Annotated in this window: 14 protein-coding genes; 13 read left to right on the top strand and 1 reads right to left on the bottom strand. The window is 33.1% G+C overall.

From position 1 onward, the window contains the following. The first annotated feature begins 285 nt into the window (after positions 1 to 285). From ACNQGS_RS06960 to ACNQGS_RS06915, 10 genes are all read left to right on the top strand, one after another. The gene (locus tag ACNQGS_RS06960) at positions 286 to 1344 is read left to right on the top strand and encodes a Wadjet anti-phage system protein JetD domain-containing protein (protein WP_491486702.1); all 1059 of its coding nucleotides are present in this window, start codon (positions 286 to 288) and stop codon (positions 1342 to 1344) included. Further along, the gene (locus tag ACNQGS_RS06955; RefSeq protein WP_491486701.1) at positions 1322 to 2887 is read left to right on the top strand and encodes a hypothetical protein; all 1566 of its coding nucleotides are present in this window, start codon (positions 1322 to 1324) and stop codon (positions 2885 to 2887) included. The genes ACNQGS_RS06960 and ACNQGS_RS06955 overlap by 23 nt, the downstream gene beginning before the upstream one ends. Positions 2888 to 2894: 7 nt before the next feature. Then, the gene (locus tag ACNQGS_RS06950; protein ID WP_491486700.1) at positions 2895 to 3620 is read left to right on the top strand and encodes a DUF6063 family protein; all 726 of its coding nucleotides are present in this window, start codon (positions 2895 to 2897) and stop codon (positions 3618 to 3620) included. Continuing rightward, entirely contained in the window at positions 3620 to 7987 is a 4368-nt protein-coding gene (locus tag ACNQGS_RS06945; RefSeq protein WP_491486699.1) for a hypothetical protein, read from the top strand. Before ACNQGS_RS06950 ends, ACNQGS_RS06945 begins: the two co-directional genes overlap by 1 nt. 458 nt (positions 7988 to 8445) lie before the next feature. Next, on the top strand, positions 8446 to 9267 hold the full coding sequence (locus tag ACNQGS_RS06940) for a restriction endonuclease (RefSeq protein WP_491486698.1): 822 nt from the start codon (positions 8446 to 8448) through the stop codon (positions 9265 to 9267). A 153-nt stretch (positions 9268 to 9420) separates the two neighbouring features. Beyond that, complete coding sequence (locus ACNQGS_RS06935) at positions 9421 to 9879, top strand: hypothetical protein (RefSeq protein ID WP_491486697.1); 459 nt, start codon at positions 9421 to 9423, stop codon at positions 9877 to 9879. Between the two features lie 16 nt (positions 9880 to 9895). Next, a complete protein-coding gene (locus tag ACNQGS_RS06930) occupies positions 9896 to 10804 on the top strand; it encodes an exonuclease domain-containing protein (RefSeq protein ID WP_491486696.1) in 909 nt (302 codons plus the stop codon). Between the two features lie 31 nt (positions 10805 to 10835). Further along, positions 10836 to 12692 (top strand): AIPR family protein, encoded by a 1857-nt coding sequence (locus ACNQGS_RS06925; RefSeq protein WP_491486695.1) that lies wholly within the window; start codon positions 10836 to 10838, stop codon positions 12690 to 12692. 16 nt (positions 12693 to 12708) lie between these two features. Continuing rightward, on the top strand, positions 12709 to 14982 hold the full coding sequence (locus ACNQGS_RS06920; protein WP_491486694.1) for a zinc-ribbon domain-containing protein: 2274 nt from the start codon (positions 12709 to 12711) through the stop codon (positions 14980 to 14982). 1041 nt (positions 14983 to 16023) lie between these two features. After that, positions 16024 to 16455: a hypothetical protein gene (locus ACNQGS_RS06915; protein ID WP_491486693.1), complete on the top strand. Its 432-nt coding sequence runs from the start codon at positions 16024 to 16026 to the stop codon at positions 16453 to 16455. A gap of 318 nt (positions 16456 to 16773) precedes the next feature. On the opposite strand, the gene ACNQGS_RS06910 is transcribed toward ACNQGS_RS06915, so the two are convergent. After that, positions 16774 to 18597 (bottom strand): TniQ family protein, encoded by a 1824-nt coding sequence (locus tag ACNQGS_RS06910; RefSeq protein ID WP_491486692.1) that lies wholly within the window; start codon positions 18595 to 18597, stop codon positions 16774 to 16776. Between the two features lie 78 nt (positions 18598 to 18675). Here ACNQGS_RS06910 and ACNQGS_RS06905 point away from each other — a divergent pair, with 78 nt between their 5' ends. The 3 genes from ACNQGS_RS06905 (at position 18676) to ACNQGS_RS06895 (ending at position 22459) form a co-directional block, all read left to right on the top strand. After that, positions 18676 to 19308 carry a TnsA endonuclease N-terminal domain-containing protein gene (locus tag ACNQGS_RS06905; protein ID WP_491486691.1) on the top strand — a complete coding sequence of 211 codons (633 nt, stop codon included), beginning with the start codon at positions 18676 to 18678 and terminating at the stop codon, positions 19306 to 19308. Positions 19309 to 19374: 66 nt separating this feature from the next. Further along, positions 19375 to 21456: a TnsB C-terminal domain-containing protein gene (locus ACNQGS_RS06900; RefSeq protein ID WP_491486690.1), complete on the top strand. Its 2082-nt coding sequence runs from the start codon at positions 19375 to 19377 to the stop codon at positions 21454 to 21456. Beyond that, on the top strand, positions 21446 to 22459 hold the full coding sequence (locus ACNQGS_RS06895) for a TniB family NTP-binding protein (protein ID WP_491486689.1): 1014 nt from the start codon (positions 21446 to 21448) through the stop codon (positions 22457 to 22459). Before ACNQGS_RS06900 ends, ACNQGS_RS06895 begins: the two co-directional genes overlap by 11 nt. The last annotated feature ends 395 nt before the right edge of the window (positions 22460 to 22854 follow it).

Genomic DNA, 22854 nt, shown 5'->3' with positions numbered 1-22854 from the left:
TGAATTTACTTACATCTTGCATTGTTGTTAAAGTACAAATGCGGCTAAAGACACAAATTCATTAAGGATAAATTTGTATTTGTTGTTATAATATTACCAGAGGCTCCTTTACAATAAGAAATGAATTTTTAAATTCTTTTAAAAATTATTCGAGTAAAAAAGCTAAAGCAAAGAAAATTCTAGTTTAGATGATCGCTGAGTATTCAATTAATTAAGAGTCGCGAAATTAGCGGCCTTTTTTAATACTTCTACTTATTATATTTATTTTACGAAAGGATTAGGCGTATGAAAGAGGTTGTAAAGGAACTGATATCAAAACAAAAAAACACTAGGGTAGACATTTATAAACTAGAAAAACAAGTGAAGGAACGGCTGCAAAATAATGTCTCTGGCTTGTTTTACCAAGAATTTGCCGATAGTGTAGTAGAGTTAGAAAATGAAAAAATCATAGAAAGAATGAAAACAGGCAAACCTTATTCCAGAGACATCCGAATAAACAATAAATATCGAAAAGCAAAAGAAAACATAAATAACGAAAATGAACTAAAAAATGAACTATTAACGAGCTATCATTTCAAAATGAAAATGAGTGGATATGGTAAAAACCTCGAACAATATAAAAAGGATAAACCGATATTGGAATGGATTAGTCAATTCCTGTTCCATAAATCGGAGAAGGAATGCTATATCAGTGTCAATGAACGGTCATTTGAATTATTTGATGATGAAAAATACCTAAGTTCAGAACCGGGAAGGAAACTCATTTCCAATATAGACGTGACATTTGAGGATTTATGCTGTTTTGAAACCTTTGAACCGTTTTTTCATTTTGGATTAGCCACACATCCAAATCAAAATGTGCTGATCATTGAAAATAAAGACACCTTCTTCAGTTTAAAAAAATTATATTTAGAAGGGATCCAATGTTGGGATGGGATTCCGTTTGAAATGCTGGTGTATGGAGAGGGAAATAAAATCACCAAATCGTTCGAGTATTTAGATGAGCTGAAGGTCCCATTTGAAACGACTATCTATTATTTTGGTGATTTTGACCCAGAAGGGATCGCAATTTTCCATCGACTTCAAAAAGTGAGCAAAAGAAAAATCGAGTTATGGAAACCCGTTTATATCGAAATGTGGAATCGAAGAAAGGGAACTGTTATAAAGGAGGACAAGAAACAAAGATGGAGTGAGGTAGCCATTCAATCCTTTTTATCCCACTTTGACGAACCACTGAAAAATGCAATGGAACACTATTTAATAGAACGTCGATATATTCCGCAGGAAGCGTTAAATATCGAAGTCTTAAGGAGCTTGTCTGATGGAATTAAAGAAACTATATGAAGGAATATCGGAACGATATAAAAATCTGGTCCTGTTTATGCCAATCTATCAATTAAAACAAGCAACCAAATATGACTACGACTTAATGGAAATCGGGTTCAGTATTTTACTGTTTATTATTGATAAGATGCTAACCGATAAAGGCTATGTAACGAATGACCAGTTGAATCAATTTTTATCGCAGCTGATGAAAGAAATTTATCACAAAGAATTGACCTATGACGAGATCGATGAATTGCGAGCGTATATTGTGGATGAAAAACTTCGAAATAGTGGGAAGGAATTTTCATTCGAATATACGGACTATGGCAAGGATGCGAAAAATAGAATCCAGTTTTCTCTGATTGAAACACATAATTTTAAATACAGCGATCATCTCAACAACAAGGTAAAGTTAAAGCTGACAGAACGAGGAATTGAATTGCTATTCAAAACCAAGGAAATGTTCTCAGAGCTTCAAATCAGCATTACGATGCTTTACTTTAAACAGCAATTGGAAAAATCCCTATATGGACCTGCGTTAAATACGGTTAAGGACCTAATGTTCCAAATCGAAACCCAAATCCGGGCGATTGAAGAATACGAAGAAAAAGTCAGAAGAAATACCTTATCCGTTTTTAACCGAAAAGAAATTGAGGAACGGTATGAAAAATCCTATAAACAAACATTGGAAGAAAAAGAACAGTTAAAAAGTTTACGAGAATACGTGAGCAATGTCATCTCCAATTATATGAACGGGAACTTAAGCACGAAAGAAAGAAAAAAATATGAAACTATCCTGACCATTGAACTGTATTTGAATCGTTCGATGACCAAACACGAAACATTATATGTGAAAAAATACGATCTATTAAATACTCTAACTGGATCGATTAAATTGCTGATTGAAAATGCCTTTTCAAGGAACTTTCACTTTGAGCAAGAGATTCTGCAAGTATGGGTGGAGAAGACGGTAACAGAAGAAAAAATACACAAAATTTTCAAGCCTTTAATGCCGATTAAGCAGACGAAGTATTACCATCCTTTTCTCTCTTTCAGCTCGCAATTGATTAAAAAAACAAAAGAAAAAATTGAAGAAGAAATTGATGAAATTGATGAAGAAGCGAAAGAAAAGCAGCTAAAAGAGGAAGAAAAGCAAAAAGAATGGGTGTTCCAAGCCGAGTTAAAAATCCTGAGAGTTATATTGGAGCCGCTTTTGGAAAAGGAAAGCTATTTTATTTCAGAAGTCTTAAAAGACATTCAAAAAAAGGACTTTGGATTATACCAGGATATTACTTCTATCTATTTACAACATTTTTTAAACATTAGCATAGAAATGCATAGTTGGAACTATAAAGATTTCGAAGGAGAAGAAGATGTAAACCGTCTGGCCTACCATAAAAAAGGGACAAAGTTGTTGGCCTATCTCACGAACGAATTAAATGAATTGGAAGACATTAAAGGGTTTGAAATGTACGCTACGGAAAAAGAAATGGAATTTGCGGATGGAATAAAAATAACGGACTATTTCATTAGAAGGAAGGTAATGGAAAGTGTTGTATGAGGAAGAAATGGTCAAAAAAGCTTTTTTGCTTTACCAGGAGGTAATGACAAAGGGGGAATTAAAACGAAAAGACAATCCAGAAATTTATGGGTATTATTTCGATTTGGAAATTCGGGATATCTTGGAAAGAATCTTTTTAACCTCTTCGGAGTCGAAAATCTTTTATGTGGAAGATACGTTATATTTTGTGCCGGATCTTGAAAATGAAGCCTTTTCCTATTCTAATGAAGAACTCAGAATGATTATGGGGTTGAATAACAATCGGGAGTTGTATTTAGCTCAATTTATTTGGATGAATCTGATTAGTGAATTTTATGGGGATCAGTTTCAGCAAACGAATAGAACCCTTAGTTTCGTTAAAGTGGACGAAATGATTAAAAAGGTTAAAGAATATATGGACAAGTTTGAAGAAAAAACGGAAGAAGAACTTTTTGTTTTATCAAACGAATATCAACTGGATCTCGCTGGTTTGATAGATGCTTGGAGCAGCTTAGAAGAGCTAACCCAAAAAGATAAAAATGTGAAACGTTATAAAAACAAGCGATATAGCTTCTTTTTGAGAGTATTGGGATTTTGGGAAAAAGAAGGGTTGTTGCAAATTAAGGAAGACCAAGAAATTACCCTCACGAAGAAAATAGAGAGCATTGTTGGTGCCTACTATCATAATGAGGAACGAATCAATAAAATCAAAGAATTGCTGGATTTAACAATGGTAAAGGAGATGACCGTTTAATGCCAATAGTAAATCGAATCCGAGTGAGCAACCTGAAATTAGATAAAGGGGACAAAGCGTTTGGTGATAAAATTTTTAGGCTTTACGGTAATAACTCACTTTTTATTTTAGAAAACGGCGGAGGAAAAAGCAGTCTCATTCAATTAATTTTGCAAGTCGTTCTTCCGAATTACGGTATAGACGGGAAAAAACTGAAGGATAATGTGAGAAAAGGGAGCACTGTCCACATTGCTGTCGAGTGGATTCCAGATGATGAGAACTATGGAAAATTTATCACCGGTTTTTCCTTCCATAACTATGGAGGAAAGATGGATGGGAATCCCGGCAAAAAAACGTACGAATATATTAATTACTTGATTGATACCGATTTTGAAGGTGCTCCAAAACTAGAAGAATTAAAATTTGTTAAAGATGGTAAAGTGGTAGGAACAGACGAATTCAAAAGAGATTTAAAAAAAAGTAAAGGGGTACACGTTCGAGATACTAATTCGGAATACCAGGGGATTATCAGGCAGTACGGCTTAGTGGAATCGGAGTGGAAGAGCATTGCAAAAGTTAATATGGAAGAAGGCGGGGTAAAGGAATTTTTTGAAAAAGCGGAAACCACAACCAGTCTAATCGAAAAGTTGTTTATCCCCTCCTTATTGGAAAGTTTGTTTGAAAATGATGGAGAGAGAAAGGCAATTCTCGTCGCATTCAAAAGATATAAAGATAGTTTACTAGAGTTGCCTAAATTAGAAAAAGACCTGAATGATTTTAAAGTCGTCACGAATCACAGTGATGTGGTCATTGATGCTTGTAAAGAATACAACCAAGTGCTTCATATGCTTAAGGACAGTAAAAGAGGACTGACCCAGCTTTATAAAACTGTACAACAGAGTTCGGAGTCGAATGTCAAGTGGTTAACCATTGCTCATAAGGAATTAGTGGAAATGGAGCGGACCGAAAAAGACCTTAAGTGGAAGCTGGCATCCTATGAAATTTATCTTACCAAAGAGGATATGAAAAAACTCAATAGTGAATTAGGGGGTTGGGATTGTCAAATTGACACCGAAAAAAAAGCAGAGACATACTCGGACCGAAAAGTAAAAGAACAAACCGCTGCCAAATTATATGAGGAATATCGAAAGCATAAAGCAAACGTAAATAAGGCCGAATCCAGTCTGAGAGTTATGTCATTAAAAAATAATCAAAAATCGGAACAGCTACAAGTAAGCAGGAAAACGGTTTCAGAAAATTACCGGTATTTGTTTAACCAGAATGCCAAGGAACAAGAAGTTTTACATCAAGAGAGAAAAGAACAAATTCGAATTGGAAAAGAAGCAAAACAGACATTCAGCCAGTCGAGCGATGAAAGAAATCAACTCGTTAAAGAAAAAATACAAAACGAATTACTCCTCTCACAACACGAAGAGGATGAAATTAAACTAAAACAAGCTTTGTTAAGTGTATGGCAAACGGATATCCCCAAAACGGAAAATCATTTAATCGATTTGATAAAAGAGAAAAAAATTGAAGAAAAAAATCTGGAAGAAACCTTAACCCGAGTGGACAACGAAATTAAAGAAAATGAAAAAAGAATAACCAATTGTGATAATGACATAAAAAAAGTGGAACATTCTTTAGAAAAAACTAAAAAAGACTTTGAAAACTTCGCCTCTATGGAAGCGGAATTGAAAAATAAAATTTCAGCCCATTTGTCGATATTCATCCAGGAAAATTTATTTGAAGACCGTGACCGGATAGTAAACAACTTGGTAAGTCGAAAAAGAAATTTGGAAAACGAGATCATTAAATGTTCGATTGAAATGGGACATTTGGATCAAATCAAAAATAGCATTGAACAAAGAGGGTATCACGTCAACAGTGAATTGGAAGCCGTAAAAGACTTCTTAATCAAAAAGGGAATTGTTGTGGTGTTAGGGATCGATTTGCTGACTAAATTGGCTATGAGCAATGAACAAAAAAAGGAATTGGTCAAAAAGAATCCTCTTCTAACTTTTGCGATTGCCATTGAACAAAAACAATTATCCTCCATCCAAAAAGCGTTAGAGGGTTATAAGAAAGAATTATCCATCCCCATCTTGTTTATTGAACGGGCTGAATTGGAAAATCAGGATAAAAAAGAAATGATCTTTTCGCTGGAAAACCATCTTCACATTTTTCATCGATTCCATATTCGATTCAATCCAAATGATTGGGAACAATATACCACCGAGTTAGAAGAGGAAATCTCAAGGTTAAATAAAACGAAAGAAGCTTTGTTTACCAAAACCAATGAGCTTCAGCAATTACACAACAAATTAAATGATTTTTGGAACCAATATTCTTCTGTTTCCCGCCAGATGTATGGCAATCAATTAAAGGAATGGGATAAACAATTAACGGAAATGAAAGAAGAACTTTCTCGTTTGAATAGTCAATTACAGGAAAAAGAAGCGGAAAAAGAAAAGGCTAAAAATGACTTAAAGAATGTTAGCGGTTTGATAGTAAAATTGGATAAAAAAAGAACCCTCATCCATCAATTTAATGAGCGATATTGGAACATTGGCAAAGCAAAAGAACGATTGGCAGAAGTTTCGACCAGGATAGAGTTATTGGATAGTAAAATACAGAATGCAACCAACGTATTGGAAAAATGCCAAATAGAAAAGGAAAAAATTGAAGGCTTGCTACATACTTTTGATTTAGCACAAAAAAACTTGGAACGGGATAAAACGGAATACCAATATATCCAAACCAAAGAAGAAAATTTGACTACCTTCGAAGAATATGAAAAGAACAAATCAGAATACAACGCCTTACGGAAACAAATGTCCGGAGAAGAAGAAAGAATGGAAGAATTAAGAGAAAATATCGAGAACTACAATTCTTTGACTCAAAAGGTGAAAGAACAAATCCAAAAGGTTGGATTTACTACCGAATCCATTCCGCGTATGGGGATTGTATATGACCCATCGTTGTTGGAACAATTTGAAGCAGATTTACAAGAAGTACAGGAACGATTGATCAAGCTTACCCAAAGTAGAGCAGACACACAAAAGAAGTATGACACAAAAGAGACGGAAGTAAAAGTGCTGGTGAAAAAGCTAAAAGAGGGTGATGAACAAATTGAGCCCTATGAATATGGCAGCAGTTACGAAAGTGAATTTGCCCTATTCTCGGAAGAGCTCAAACAAACCATAAGAAAGAAAGAAGAGAAAAAACAAAAATTAAATCTCACCACAGACTTAGAAAATGAGAACCAAGTTGCAATAGAAGAATTAAACGCGTCAAAAGAGCTGATGTTGGATATCTCTAATTTCCCAGCGTTTGAGGAGAATGATTGGCGAAAGGATAAACCCATCAAATTGGTGAGGAATTACAAAAAAGAAATCTTAAACAGGCAAGAACAGCTTCAAGATAAACAGATTAGGGCAAAAAAATCCATTGAGTTATTAATGGAAGAAGTGGCGAAAACCAATAACCATACCATCGTTTCAATGACCAGGGATTTAACAAGAGTTTTAGAGAGTACGAAGGATGATTATGAGAAAATCATCTCGACATTTGTTCTCTTGCTGGATGAAATCAAACATTTTGAAGAAACGATTGAAATCAGCAAAAAGCAAACCGAAACGGGACGGGACCTGTTAATCGATCTTATGTATGAACGGGCCGAATTACTGCATCGAAACATCTTAGAAATTCAAAAAAGCACCCAAGTAGAAAGTGGAGGTGAAGTACTCCCCTATTTTAGGTTCAATTGGCCGAAAAAAGAAGATGAAGATATTAAAAGACAATTACGGGATTTTGTAGATGGGATTTTAATGTACTTAACTTCCCTTCAAGACCAGGGTGTTTCGAACGACGAAATGGAAAAAGAGTTTGAAAAGAGAGCGGATATGATTAACATTTTGAATTGTTATGCGGATATTTCCAGATGTAAAATCGAAGCATTAAAACCCCGAAACGAATTGTTAGCCGCGAAGAAGGAATGGGAATTGTGGGACCAGACCAAATCTTGGAGCAACGGGGAATTACACGCAACCAGAATGTCAATGTTTATCGGTTTTAACAGCCACTTACGTAAAAAAAGGTACTCAAGAGAAAACGCCTGGAAATTTTTATTGGTGGATAATCCGTTTGGAGAAGCGAGCTCCGATCACGTAGTCAAGCCGATGATTGATTTGGCCAACAGATCGCATACCCAATTATTCTGTTTCACAGGCATCAATGACAAAAGCATCCAAGAAGAATTCGAGACAGTCATTCATAATAAATATATTTTACAAAGAGATATTCTGTTTCTGGATAGTAAAACAGAATACAAGAATGAGGAAGATCAAGAAGCGGCACTACTAGAAGTTGTCTTTTATGCGAAATAATAATATTTTTAATTAATCGGCCATAGTCACTATGAATATGGTCTTTTTCAATATTTATTGCATTTAATCACCTGCTTAGTATTATTACCTATATATTCCCCATAATGTAATAACACCATTCTTTTTTCCCAACAATTGCCCCTATTAGTTTAACAAGGACTATTAGATATTTAGCACGATGCAGCGAGCAGTACCTCTATTTTAGATTGAACCTTCAATAACAAAAAGATAATTTAAAGTGTTCTATAAAATTGTAATAACGGTTGCAATTTGATTGTGTTTCTTTGTGTCGAAAGCAGTATAATAATATACATATATGGAATATTTTGAATATGTAATAATTGTGGCGAATAGGTATTTAGTTAGAAAAAACTAATTTATATTGGAAAAAAGATGATTGGGTGTTGATGATTATGAGCCGAATCTGTAATGTGCATAAAAAAGTTTGCCAGGAACGAATGACAGAAACTGGTGATAGAATAGAATATTTTTGCCCGGACTGTGAATTAGATGAATTATGGAAAGATGAAAAAAAGAGATATGATATGGCAATGAAATCGAGGAAAAGTAATTTGAAGTACGGAATTTATTGCATTGTTGCAGCAATCATCGGTTTATTTTTCTGGAAAGATTTTTATCAGAATTATTGGTACTGGGTTCCTATCTTAATATGTTTAATGTGGGGTTTCAGTGCCGTTTCTGATTATTTTACTGTAATTTTAACAAAGTCTTATGATGAGGTAAAAAGAGAGTATGATAATAAGCTTAAAAGAATCCAAGAACAAATTGAAAGTTTCAAAAAGAAGAAATTTAAGGAATATCAAAAAGAAGTAGCTGACATATCAGTTATAGATTCTTTTAGTGGATTTGACTTTGAGGAGTATGTTGCAGACTTATTAAGAAAATTAGGATATAAGAATGTGCAAATAACTAAAAAGACTGGGGATAAAGGGGTGGATATATTAGCCGAAAAAAACTCTCGAAAATATGCAATTCAATGCAAACGGATTAATCCAAAAAATAAATTAAGCAACTCAGCAATCCAACAGGTGTTTACAGGAAAACAGCTATATAAATGTTCAAATGCAATTGTTATTACAACAGGATATTTTACAGAACCAGCGAGGGATACAGCTAAAGAACTTGGGGTGACTTTGTGGGCTAGAAATAAATTAATTGAACAAATAAATCAAGTATCTATTCCTTATTTAACTTTTGATCAATACCTGGTACCTTATTATGACAATAAAAATAAGGAAAAGGTAGCAAAGCAATTATAGATTGTTATCGAAAACACACCTGTTTAACCTAAAGGGTGTGTTTTTGTGTAATTAATAATATCAAATAAAATATATAATTTTCGTAATATTTATGTTTACAATTATTGTATAATCAATGTGAGGAAATAACTAGTTGGAAAGTAGGAGATTAGTTTGAAAGAAGGTAAATTGTATTTTTTAAATAAACCCGACCCTAACCGGCCTATAGAATTAAAATATTTGGCTGAATTTGACGATACCCAAGCGTGGTTCGAAAAACAAGAAGATGCTTTAATTTTTCTGTTCGATAATGGTGTAAGGAAATATAAATATCTAACTAAAGAACTATCAAAGTACAAAAGTTTAAAGAACCTGCTAACCTATGAATTGTGGCATTTAGAAAATCGGGTTGGATATGTCACCTACGGTGATGAGCAATATTATGACGAAAATGAACAATTAAAAAAGAGAAAATCTTACATATGGAGATTTATTGGTTATGGGAGAAGTTGTTTTAGTGAAACTCAAGAAGAATTGAAGGATAAGGTATTATCGCTTATTCATTATTATAACGAAGATCCCGAAGATTGCGGCCATAATACTTATCCTTATTACACAAGGTATTACCGTTAAAAGGGGTGCTTTTTCAATGAAAAACTTTATTGCGTTTGATTTTGAAACAGCGAACAGCAGCCGTCATAGTATTTGTTCGGTAGGAATGGTTTTTGTCAAAGACGGAAAAATAATTGATTCCATTTACCAATTAATAAATCCAGAAGAGGAATTTGACGGTTTCAATATCGCCATCCATCATATCAATCCTGATGATGTAAAAGATGCCCCAACATTTGATTTTTTCTATAACTCAATAAAGGATAAAATTGAAAATCAGCTTTTGGTTGCTCATTATTTAGCATTTGATGGATATGCTCTAAGGGATAATCTAACAAAATACGGAATACAGCCTTGTAACAACCAATTACTTTGTACATATCAATTATCCAAGAGATTACTTCAGGGGAAACCCAGCTATTCATTAAATACCCTTTGTCAACACTATGGAATTGAGCTATCCCACCATCATCACGCATTAGCCGATGCTCAGGCTTGTGCGGAATTAATGCTAAAGTTAACTGTAGAACACGAATTAGTAGATTTTGATACTATTTTTAATAAGACCCGAATAAGACCAGGATTTCTCTCTTCAGATCAATATCGTTCCTCTCTGGTGAGCAAGATTAAAGGCAGGTTAGACCTTTCAGAGATAGAAATTTCTGAAGATGCGGATACAGAAAATCCTTTTTACGGTAAAAACATTGTTTTTACTGGTAAATTGAATTTATTTACACGGAAGGAAGCTGCACAATTAGTTGCTGCAAAGGGGGGGAAACCCCAAAATGGTATTAACAAGGACACGGATTTCATAATTCTTGGAAACTTTGCAGATGTAATGATTAAAGGAAACAAGTCTTCGAAAATGGAGAAAGCTGAAAAAATGATTAGTGAAGGAAATGAGTTGGAGATCGTCAGCGAAGAGGATTTTATGAAAATGTTATAAGGCATATAACCATAGTTGTGGAGGTTTTATTTTGGCTGTTTTCAAAAGCACGAAAAAGCAGATAGAAAACCAAAAGGAATTGACTAATAAAATTAAGCAATCTATTGAGGAGTATATCGGGGAAAGAAACAGTTCAAATAATACAGTTGGTATTGGTAATAGCTTCTGTGAATGGGTTTTATATAATATTTTTGAATTACGTGAAGATGAAGTTCTTGATGCTATTGAAATTTCCGGAAAGTTTGATAATGGTATTGATGCAGTATTTGAGTATAATGGGGAACTGAGTGTTTTACAAAGTAAATATAACACTTCTCATAGCATTGATGCTATGATCCGTTTTATATCGGATTGTCAAAGAGTAGTGATAGAGCCTCCCTTAAGTGATCGAGATAGTGTTCAAGAATTGTGTACTCATATACGGCAAAGCTACGAAAATAAGGAAAATATAAATTGTTATTATGTTACGAACAATACCATATCTGAGTGGGAAAAAATTCAAAAGAATACGGCACTTAAGAATATTAAAGAGGAATTTAATAACCTCAAATTTTATCATTATGATTTTGAAAATATTCAGGAAGAAATTAATATTAAGCGTGGAGCTCTTCCAAAAGAAGCTAAAGAATTAAAGCTAAGTCTTTATTTAGGAAATAAATTCGAGGAATTTAGTACGATTGTATCAATGGTAAGAATAAAAGATTTCGCCGAATTTGTAAATGAAGGCGGCAACATTTTGTTTCATTCAAATATACGCAACTATCTAAAAAGCACCAAGATAAACCAAGGAATAAAAAATACTCTAAAAGAAGAACCTCAAAACTTTTGGTACTATAATAATGGTGTAACTATTGTTTGTGATGATTATTGGGAAGAGGTAGGTAAACTTCAAATAAAAGCCCCACAGATAGTAAATGGGTGTCAAACTGCCAAAACCTTAGCTGAACATTTTAAAAACAAAACAATTAAAGAACTTAGTCAAATAAATCAAGACGGTTATTTACTTGTAAAAATTATACGTAGTAAAAAAAGTGCAGAAGAAAACGAAAAGAAGGAACTTAAAGATAAAATTACCCGATACACTAATAGCCAAAATGCTGTGTTAGGGTTGGATTTTTATGCTCTAGATGCGTTTCAACGTGATAAAAAGTTGGAGTTCAGACAATTGGGATATTATTACGAGATTCAAAGAGGTGCATTTATTACAGAAGCATTGTCTGAACAAAGATTCTTTAAAGGACAGGAAGAGTATAATTATTTATTAGATCCAGTTAAAAACTCTAAAAAATTTGTCCTACCTGCAAAAGAGGTTATTCAATCCTTTACAGCAGCAATAAGACAAATGCCTAATGTTGCATATGGTAGGGCTAATGAATTAACCCCATTAGGGAGTCAGTGGAAGAAAATAATCAACGAAGAAGCAAAAAAATTACCTATCGAACATTTCCTTTTTCCTTATCTGGTTTTAAAATATGCGAAAGAAGAATTAAAATATAAAGCCGGTCCTAATGATTTTAGAAAAAATGCAGCTTTTTTATTTGTTTCAACGTACTATCTACTTATAATAAATATTGTAAATAAGGTTAAAGATAAGGATTTTGAATACCCGGAAGAGATAAAAACTGATTTATATAAAACGATTTTTAAGAATAAAGAATTAAATAAAGAATTACTTAAAACAACACACAAAATTTTAAAAGCATTTTTTCGTGAAACCTTGATTATGGAAGAAGTTGGCGATAATTTAAGAGGTTTTTTACAAAATAAAGTCCATAAACCTAAGAATTGGAAGGCTTTAATACAAAAGATTGAACAAGCTCTTGATGACCTTGAAGAAGAAGAGACTTACACCGATATCGAAGAAGTAATAAATAATATTGAACTTTAAGAATCTGTAAAAACGCTTGGATATAATCATTTATCCAAGCGTTTTTACTAAAATTAAAGACCAATTTAATTGTGAAAAGAGATGCAATTTTATGAAGAAATGTTTTTATGATTGGTGTATTGAAAATAGTAAAGAGCATTTGATGGCCGAGTGGGATTATGTAAAGAATGAAGAGTTAGAGATAAAAGAAATTGGATATGGAAGTCACAAAAAGGTTTGGTGGATTGGTAAATGTAATCATCAATGGATAGCAACTATTAAGAATAGAACAAGTGGAACTGGTTGCCCTATTTGTCTTGAAGAAAAAACCGGTAGGAAATTGGGGCAAAGGCGAAGTTTAAAACAGGGTGTTAATGATCTAGCCACGGAGCATCCAGAATTAGTAAAAGAATGGGACTTTGATAAAAATGGAGACTTACATCCATCTGATTGTATGAGTGGAAGTCAAAAAAAGGTATGGTGGATATGTCCAAAGTGTCATCAAAGTTATCAAGGTGGCCCAGCTGACAGAATAAGAGGCAGAGAATGTCCAAATGAAGGATGTAGAAAAAAGAAACAAGCAGAAAATATTAAGAAGGCACTTGTAGAAAGAAGAGGTTCATTATTAGAACATAGTCCTGAACTAGCCAACGAGTGGCATCCCTTCAAGAATGGAGAACTTACACCTGATAAAATAAGTCCAGCTAGTGATGTAAAGGTATGGTGGATGGGGACTTGCAATCACGAATGGCAGGCTACACCAAGTAACCGGGTGCGAATGAAAAGTGGTTGCCCTATTTGCAATAACAAGGTTATCTTAATCGGATTCAACGACTTAGCTACGACTCATAAAGAGTTATGTACAGAATGGGATTATCAAAAGAATGGCGATTTATTACCAACTATGGTTGTTGCCGGAACACATAAAAAAGTTTGGTGGCAATGTGAAAAAGGGCATAGCTTTAAAGCTTCGATTAGCAACAGAGCAAAAAAGAATGGTACAGGCTGTCCGGAATGCGATTTAGAAAGAAAGTCATCCTTTAATGAAAAAGTTATTTTTTATTACTTGAAAAAGTTATTCAACGATGTCCAAGAAAACTACCGTCCTGATTTTCTCAACAGGAAGGAATTAGATATATTTATTCCGAGTTTATCCCTTGCAATTGAGTATGACGGCGAATTTTTTCACAAAAATGCTTTAAGGGATATAAAAAAGAATGAACAGTGTGAAGAGAATGAAATAGATGTAATTCGTATTAGAGAGCCAAATTGTCCGATACTACCTAAAAAAATAAAATGTTATGTGAGAAAAACATTAATTGAAAGTGAATTGAAGGATTGCGTTGAATTTATAATTGATTATGTAAATGAAAAATATAAAATGAACCTGATGGCAGATATAGATATATCTCGTGATCGTCCAAAAATAATGGAAATGTATTTAATATCTGAAAAAGCAAAGTCACTTGCATTAATAAATCCTGATTTAGCAAAAGAGTGGCATCCCACTAAAAACGGAAAATTATCACCCAAAAATATTTCATATAGTTCAAATAAAAATGTCTGGTGGTTAGGTCAATGTGGACACGAATGGGAAGCTAAAGTTAATAACAGATTCAATGGAAATGGCTGCCCTAAATGTTATGAAAATAACACTGGCAGAAAGGTCGGTCATAGACGAAGTTTGAGTAAAGGAATTAATGATTTGGCTACTGAAAGTCCTGAATTAGCAAGAGAGTGGCACCACACTAAAAATGGGGATTTACTTCCTTCAGATTTTTTAAGTGGTAGTCATTCAAAAGTTTGGTGGTTGGGTAAATGTGGACACGAATGGGAAGCTGCTATAGGTAGCAGAAATAGTGGGGGTGGCTGTCCTTATTGTTCAAATAAAAAAGTATTAAACGGATTTAATGATTTCGATTCTCAAAATCCTCAACTAGCCAAAGAATGGAATTCAGTAAAAAACGAGAATTTAAAACCATCAGATGTAATAATAAATAGCGATAAAAAAGTCTGGTGGCTCGGACAATGCGGACACGAATGGGAAGCTAGAATAAATAGCAGAAATAGAGGTACTGGGTGTCCTTATTGTGCAAATCAAAAAGTATTAATTGGATTTAATGATTTGGCATCTCAAAACCCTCAATTGGCCAGAGAATGGCACCCAGTAAAAAATGGAGACTTAAAACCAACAGAAGTTATTTTAAATGGCGATAAAAAAGTTTGGTGGTTGGGCGAGTGTGGACACGAATGGGAAGCGACTATTTATAAAAGAAGTAGCTGCCCAATATGTTCAAAAATTAGAAATTGACAAAGGAAAAAGGGAAATGAAATAAATCCAATATTTAAGAAGACCTTACACTTAATTCTAGATATCTAAATGCATTTAAAATTTCTATTTATAAAACGTCCTTGGAAAATTACTAAAGTAAGTGTTTCTGTCATTTAAATGATATAGGTTTTGGCAGTATGTTTATTAATAATTAATGAAACAGATGGAATCATATTGGTTTCATCTGTTTCTATTTGATACATAAAAGTGTTTGTTCCGACATCTGCCAGATATTCTGTGATAATTATGGTTAAACGATACTAGTTTTACGACTCGCTATAGACTGGTATAAGCTACAAAATTTCGCAGATAAATCATCAATTCATTACTAAATCTATATTGTAGTGGTCCAATAAACTGATTTTAATTATGTAGCCGATATACAGTATAATAGATGGGCTTGAAGTCTTTATGTACTTCAATTTTGTTGATATTTGTTATAAAGCCAAGAAAAAACCACCTCGCATACAAACATTCCAAGCAAAAGGTGATTCTAGCTATTTAATTTAGCCGGACCAGTATCAGGTGCGGGAAAATTCACAGCAAGTGGTTATTCAAGATACTGAAACTTTATAATAAATTCTTGAGACCAGGAGGGTTATTCCAAATACAACTGAGCACTCTTGTAATGAAACTGTAATATTTTAAAATTGAAGGAAATAATGGTTTCGAGGAATAACTATATTAAGATTTTTTAGAACCTTATGATACAAATGATTGGTAATTTATCGTATTTTTTTGCTCTTTATAGATTTTTTCTTCATTTTCCTGTCCTTCTTATTTATGTTTTTCTCCTTAAATATTTTTTTATAAAAATAAATAATAATAAAAATCAGCTATTTTAGCAAAATAAATGTTGATATATAGGTAATGGTTGTCTAATTTGGTTTGGAAATTTATTATTGACATATAATTCTGACTACAATAAATTGGAATTAAGAGGGAAATATCAATATAGAGAAATTAATGGAAAAGGGAATTTATTAGAACATCTAATAGTAAAAGGTAGTTCGTTTTACTATGGTGGAAAGGGTAAAAGGAGGAGTAGGTATTAACCGATATAATTTAGTGATAACTGAAGAACAGATGAGAATTTTAGTAGCTTCTCTGTTTAATTTAGGTCAACAAACACTAGGGCCAAGTAAATTTTTTGAGGATTTTATTTCATTGTATACAGATTCCTTTAAGAAAAACGGAAAGGAACATCTCTTTAAAACACGATCTCTTCTGCCGGAAAAAATTGAAGAACCCAGTTTCTTCGCACTCCTATTTCAATCATCGCAGCTATTAACTCAGCAAATAACATATAGTATCCCAGAGGTAGTTGACAATGTATTAAATGAGTTGCTAGTCAGAAATCCTGATTTGCGAGAAATGGACTTTACTGAAATGATGGAGTTTTTTAAAAGTAACTTTTCAACAATGCTAGAACGGGAAAATAAAAATGATTGACCCGTTTATAGAGCACAATTTCAAATTAAAAGAAACTTAATTATACAAGAGAAGGAGAATATAGAATATGGAAGAAAAGTTTTATTACTCGAAGTCTACAGAAGAAAGAATTAAAAACTTTCAAGGTGTTATTGTAAACAACTATTTTCGTTCTATTAAATTTCAATATTCAATACCTCCAAGCAAAGAAGTTCCCTCCATTCAATAGCTTATTAGATGGAGAAAAGTCAATCGATAAAATAAATTAAGAATGGCTTTAAAATGGATGGAGAATTAAGAAAAAGAGCAAATATACTCAGCTCTTTAATTCTTAAATATTTATTTAAAATTATCCTTCAAGTATAAAAGCCTTTTACCGTCACCGGTATGAGGGCCCATAACTGCTTTTATTTTATTAATAGTGTGCAATGTGATAATTTGCTTAACAGTCTTTTGCTGTTTTAAAGCAAGTTGATAAGATGTTAAATAAGTTTTATAAAAAGTATTGAAACTGGAATAGGATACTGATTCTAATCTAAGTTCAGAGTGCTGCAACAGTCCTGCCTCAATCCAATAATTAATATCGCTTTTTTTAACTCCTAAAATAAACACTAAGTTCCTTATAGATATAGCTTTCTGGATCTTTGCTTCATTTAAGAGTGTACTTTCAATAAAAAAGTAACATTGGGACTTAGATACAAAAGAATGGCCTAGTGCTTCTATGTTTAGGGAATAATCTAATTTTCCATTCAACATTCCTTTAACTATTAAATGTGCGTTATCCGGACCTGCCCATTCAAATGCTTCATTTAGAGAAATTTTGTCCGTAAAGTATTCAACGGATTTTGTTTTTAACCTCTCAGAAAAAGCTTCCAAGGAATGTAAGGGGATACCCCAAGCAATTATAGATCCATAATTAAATTGGTAAACTCCCTCTAAAATTTCGTTCATTAGGATGGAATAAGTTGCTTTAGGACTAGTTTTCCAAATTTCACGAAGATCCTCTTTGGTAATAAGCGTTTTTAAAGTATTTGTCCAATTAAAAACTTCCTCAGAATTAAATAATATAATTTTTGTGTTATTTATACAGCATTGAAAGGTAGGCAGAATTTCAGCAACTGTTTCTTTATATCGTGGAATAAGATTATTTAACTCATCCATACGAAGAAGTCGATTATTATTATCTAAATTTAGTAAATTAAATTGTAAAAACCTCGTGAACTCTTCAGAAATACTCTTCAAAGAAGTGTTTATATGTTTTGTAACAGCTCTTTTATAAAACATTTCAAGTTTTTTTTCGCTTTTAGAATGGAGGAGCTTAAGCAGATTATGAAACGATTCCGGCCAAGATTTTAAAAGGTTATGAGCAAGACAGTATATCACAACAGATTGCGATTGGGACTTCGTCTTTTTTAATCTTGTCCTGGCGTGTGCCGTACCATCAAAATCAAATCCATCCACAGAAGGAATATAGTCTTTATCACTTATTAAGGGAATCCAAGAAGCAAAAAACTCTATTGCCTGAAAAAATGTCGAGGGATCTTTTATCCAACTATTGTAATTGGGGGAGTTGTCCTCATAAAGGAATTGGGCTAAGTAATTTTGGTACTCTAATACGCTAAAGAAGATAACTTCTTTAGCTTCAATTAGATGCAATAATTTACCGCAAATACACTTGCCTTGTATAACCATTTTTGGACTTAGTTCTCTATTACAACCTGAGCATCTATCAATCAAATATTTGTGATGTTTAGTACAGCAAATGGATTGGCTTAGGCACCAATCTTTCCTAATATAGGCATCGGTTTTTAGGCATTGGGGACAGCATTTAACAGTCCTGTATATAAACCAGGGACATTTATAAATATCTTCCCAGTGTAAACTGTATTCCTTTAACGTATTGGAAAAAGTCATTTTATAAAGTTCTTCTTTTTTAATACTCGTAAATTTAGATAATGCTGATAAAGTCGTGTCATTTTCAATCCAATCAATCATATTTTCGCTTAACGGCTCAGTAGACTTCTCAGATTGCTCATTAAATATTTTTAGTATCCAAAGAGGATTGTACATTAGGTTATTCCTAGCAGTTCTAAAAATAAAACTACTGAGTGTTTCTTTTGGATATGGACTAATTCTTTTTATTAAAGTCTTGCTATCTATCATAATAACCCCTCCTTAGTTTTTTATTTATATTATTAACAACCTAATAGGAATAAATACATTTAGAGAAAGGTGATGAATTTGCAAAAGGCGGCAAGGAAAATTAAAGCGAGTAAAAAAGGTAGTTTTAGAGGGAAATTTCCAAGTAAAAAAAGCAAGAGAATGATTTATTGGGAAAGTCTTTTGGAAAGGGATTATATCAAAACGTTAGAATTTGATCCTGAAGTGATAAGGTTTGAATCGCAACCTATAGAGATTGAGTATTTGTATATGGGTATTAATAGAAGTTATTTCCCCGATTTTATGGTTACTCTCAAAACAGAAGAAGTTTTGCTCGTTGAAGTAAAGCCAGAAGAAAAAGTTGACGATGAGGAAAATAAACTAAAGGCAAGGGTTGGAGAGATGTATTGCTATGAGCAAGGGTGGAAATTTAAAGTTGTAACGGAAAAAGATATCCGCCAGGGATATTTGTTGGAAAATATAAACTTTCTAAAAAATTATAAGGAAGAAAGGACAAATATCAAAGGAATAAAATTTTTACAAAAACTTTATTCAGAGAATAAGCCTTGTACAATTGCGAAGCTGAAGGAAATGGCATTAGATGAAATGGAAACTGATGACTTTTATGCCCATCTTTATTATTTAATTTATCATCAAGCAGTAATGGCAGATTTGAAATTTGAAATTCTTAATGAAGAAACTGTTTTAATATAATTTTATTCTGAAAATATCCAAAACCTGTAATAATACTACAATTCATATGTTAGGTAGGGGAATGAAATGTACTCTTTTAAATTCGGTACTAGATTTTTAATAAATAACAATGAATATGAAGTACGGAAAGTTGATGGACCAAAAATAGAGATAGAAAACTTAAGTTATAAAACTAAGGAAGAGTGGACTGTTGATAAATTAGTAGATAAATGGCAGCAAAATGAGTTGATTTTTAAAGTAAAGGAAGGAACTGAAAAAAACAAGAATTTTCTTGAGGCTTTCACTCAGATGTCTGAAGAAAAGAAGGAGGAAGCACGACAACGCTATAAAATATTGAAACCGGTCATAGATGGAGAAATATTACCTAGTGAAGTGAAAGATTATTTGAAAAATATTGGAGTAGGGAGATCACAGTTTTATGTTTGGAAAAAAAGATGGGAGACTTTTCCGGATCCAAGAATACTCGTTTCCAACAAGAGAGGTCCCAAAAAGGGAACTAAAGATAAAAAAGAAATACTAGAGCTAATCGAAGATATTATTGAAGAATATTGTTATACCGGGGAAAAGCATTCAGATATTAGTTTATATAAAGAATTATTAAACAGAATAGATGATAAAAATATACTTAGAGTTAAAGAAGATCATATTCCAAATATATCAATTGCCACTTTCCGAAGAGAGAAAAAAGGGATGCTTGATCAATATAGGGTTGAGCGGGTAATACTAGGTTCAGTAGAAGCTAAACGTAGGAAAGATGGAACCACAGGCGAAGTAGTCGCTACAAGACCTTTGCAGCGTGTAGAAATCGATTGGACACCAGTACATTTGATGCTTATCAATCCGGATACTAAAAAACCGGAGAGGCCAAACTTAATTTATGGGATCGATAAATATACAGGTCATCCACTAGGTTTTTATATTACATTTGGAGGTGTAGACACTAAAGCACTAAAACAATGCTTGTTGCATATTATTATGCCTAAGTTGTATTTAAAAGATATTTATCCATTAGTAGAAAATGATTGGATCACATACGGTATCCCTGAAGTAATTGTCCTAGATAATGCAAAAGTAAACGAATCTGCTGATCTTGAAGACGCTTGTTTTCAATTAGGCATAGAGATTCAGTATGTTAAGGTAGCGGCTGGAAATCAAAAAGGATCTGTCGAAAGGGCATTCAGGACTTTAAATGATAAATATTTTCATAGTTTGCCAGGTACTACATTTTCAAATATAAAAGAGAGGGGGCTATATGACTCCCAAGGTAAGGCGTGTATTAGCCTTAGAACATTCATTTATATGGTACATCTAATACTTGTTGATGATATTGCACATAGTCATAGCGATAAAAAAAGAGGAACACCCGCAGAATTATGGAAGGAAGCTTTAGATTCAAATCCTCATCTTCGCTTTCCACTTACACAAACTGTGGACGAACTAAAACTAGCTTTAATGAGTGGATTTGGAACTAGGGTTATTCACGAATCCGGAGTTATGATTGAGAACAAGTATTATAATAGTAAAAGTTTAATGCAGTTAAGGGGGCAATTGTTTGCCAAATATAAGCACGCCCAGAATGTTAAGGTTAGATATGACCTGGCCGATTTAAGAGAAGTGTATGTTTGGGATGAGTTTGAAGGTGATTATATTAAGGCCACTCTAACTGGACTAGAACGAAGGGGGACCGCTTATCGGGAGCATATATTGGAAAGGAAACAAGAAATTGTGGATGGAAAGAATCCTAACCAAAGAGAGGAATTCATAAAAAGTGGACAAGTAAAACGTAAGGTTCTGAGTTTTGCAAAACAGGATGAAAAAAAGATTAAAAAGGGAAAATCTAAAAATGCAAAAAAAGAAGAAATTCCTAATCAGCATAACGAAATCCAAGACGCATCTTTAGTCGGTATTGCCGATGTGGATTGGTCAGAAAAAGCTGATGCTCCTGCTTTAATTGGGATAAAGAAGACAGAATCCGAAAACAAATCTGGAACAAGTGCAAACTATGTAAAGTCAGAAAGTAAGCGTAAAAATAAATCAAATAACCAAAAGGAACAGAGGATTATCAACGTAAACAGTCAGGATAATTCATTAGATTTTATAGATTATGGAGCCTCTTCGATTAGCGAGGGATTAAAAAATGGAGAATAATGTTGTTTTTGAACCATTAAATGGGCACATTCCAGATGTAAAAGAAATAAAACGAAGAAGAAAATACGTAGAAGAACTAGTGGTTTACTATAAAGAGTTACTGAATACGCTTAATGAGATAGAAGAACATCATTTACTCTCCACAACATCTGAGGAATCAAAAGGTTTTTTTTTATCAGGAAATACAGGTGTTGGGAAATCCACTCTATTAAGAGGTTATGCTAATCGGTTTCCACCGTTTCGAGAAGAAGGAGTAAAAAAGGTTCCGGTACTTTATACCAAGGTTCCTGTTGGGGCAACCCCAAAATCCTTAGCTTCAAAAATCCTATTCAGTTTGGGGGATCCAATATACGGTCAAGGAGGCGAAACTGAATTAACTGGTCGTCTACTACAATTTATTGGAGAAGAGATGTGTGGCGTAGAAATGATTATTATTGATGAGTTTCAGCATCTAATTGATCGGGATACAAAAAAAGTACTAAAAAAAGCATCGGATTGGTTAAAATCATTTTCAGAAGATGCTGGAATACCTATATTAATTTGTGGTATGCCTGAATCGGATAAAATATTTGAAGTTAATGATCAATTAGATGGTCGGTTTTGTTTAAGAGAGGAGATGAAGGGTTTACAGTACAATACAGAGAAGGAAATCCACTCATTTAGGAATTTTATGCATAACCTTGATAATGCATTACCATTTCCTAACCGTTCTAAACTATCTGACCGTCACTTAACTGATAAAATTTTTTACGCCACTAAGGGAAACCATCGGCATATAAAGAAAATACTTGTGGAAGCTACGGTTATTGCTGTAAAAGCTGGAAAGGACTCTATTGATGAAATAGACTTAAATTTAGCCTATAATCGCATAAAAGTATCCTCACGTAAATTTGCAATTAATCCTTTTATGGATAATAAATTTGACCTAGATTTAGAGGTCGAAGCTGAGAAAAGGAGAATAAAAAAGGCAAAAGAAAAAGAAAATGAAAAAGAAAATAGTTAATTGCAACTTTATTGAGTTGTCGGGAATGTTTCGAAGCTCATAGCATAATGAACAAAAAATTTATTTGATAAGAAGTATTTAAAAAACAGTCAAAAATCAATTCTGACTGTCTAGGATTGGAGTGCTGAATGTACTCTTTTTTTTTGTATAGTGATTCCTGCTAGTTAAGAAAATCAAAAAAATATTCCGGGAAATTATGATTAGTTACATCAAATAGACGAGATTATACTTAAAAATGAAATTAGTATTTTAAAATATTCCTGTAAATTATGAGAGGTTTTTAGGATTTTCAAGCTTAGTTCAAAAATTGTATTTATTTGCTAAGTGAATGAATTTCATAATTCCAATCCCTTGTCTCCCAAGCGTTTCAAGGCATGAAAAAAGGAGTACCTCCC

It is taken from the genome of Neobacillus sp. PVCKKU3, from assembly GCF_058323225.1.
This window is presented reverse-complemented; position numbering and strand designations above follow the sequence as displayed.

Bases quoted from the DNA above. Each gene is read 5' to 3' on its own strand.
- ACNQGS_RS06960 (WP_491486702.1), top strand. From the start codon at position 286: ATGAAAGAGGTTGTAAAGGAACTGATATCAAAACAAAAAAACACTAGG.
- ACNQGS_RS06955 (WP_491486701.1), top strand. From the start codon at position 1,322: ATGGAATTAAAGAAACTATATGAAGGAATATCGGAACGATATAAAAAT.
- ACNQGS_RS06950 (WP_491486700.1), top strand. From the start codon at position 2,895: ATGGTCAAAAAAGCTTTTTTGCTTTACCAGGAGGTAATGACAAAGGGG.
- ACNQGS_RS06945 (WP_491486699.1), top strand. From the start codon at position 3,620: ATGCCAATAGTAAATCGAATCCGAGTGAGCAACCTGAAATTAGATAAA.
- ACNQGS_RS06940 (WP_491486698.1), top strand. From the start codon at position 8,446: ATGACAGAAACTGGTGATAGAATAGAATATTTTTGCCCGGACTGTGAA.
- ACNQGS_RS06930 (WP_491486696.1), top strand. From the start codon at position 9,896: ATGAAAAACTTTATTGCGTTTGATTTTGAAACAGCGAACAGCAGCCGT.
- ACNQGS_RS06915 (WP_491486693.1), top strand. From the start codon at position 16,024: ATGGTGGAAAGGGTAAAAGGAGGAGTAGGTATTAACCGATATAATTTA.
- ACNQGS_RS06910 (WP_491486692.1), bottom strand. From the start codon at position 18,597: ATGATAGATAGCAAGACTTTAATAAAAAGAATTAGTCCATATCCAAAA.
- ACNQGS_RS06900 (WP_491486690.1), top strand. From the start codon at position 19,375: ATGTACTCTTTTAAATTCGGTACTAGATTTTTAATAAATAACAATGAA.
- ACNQGS_RS06895 (WP_491486689.1), top strand. From the start codon at position 21,446: ATGGAGAATAATGTTGTTTTTGAACCATTAAATGGGCACATTCCAGAT.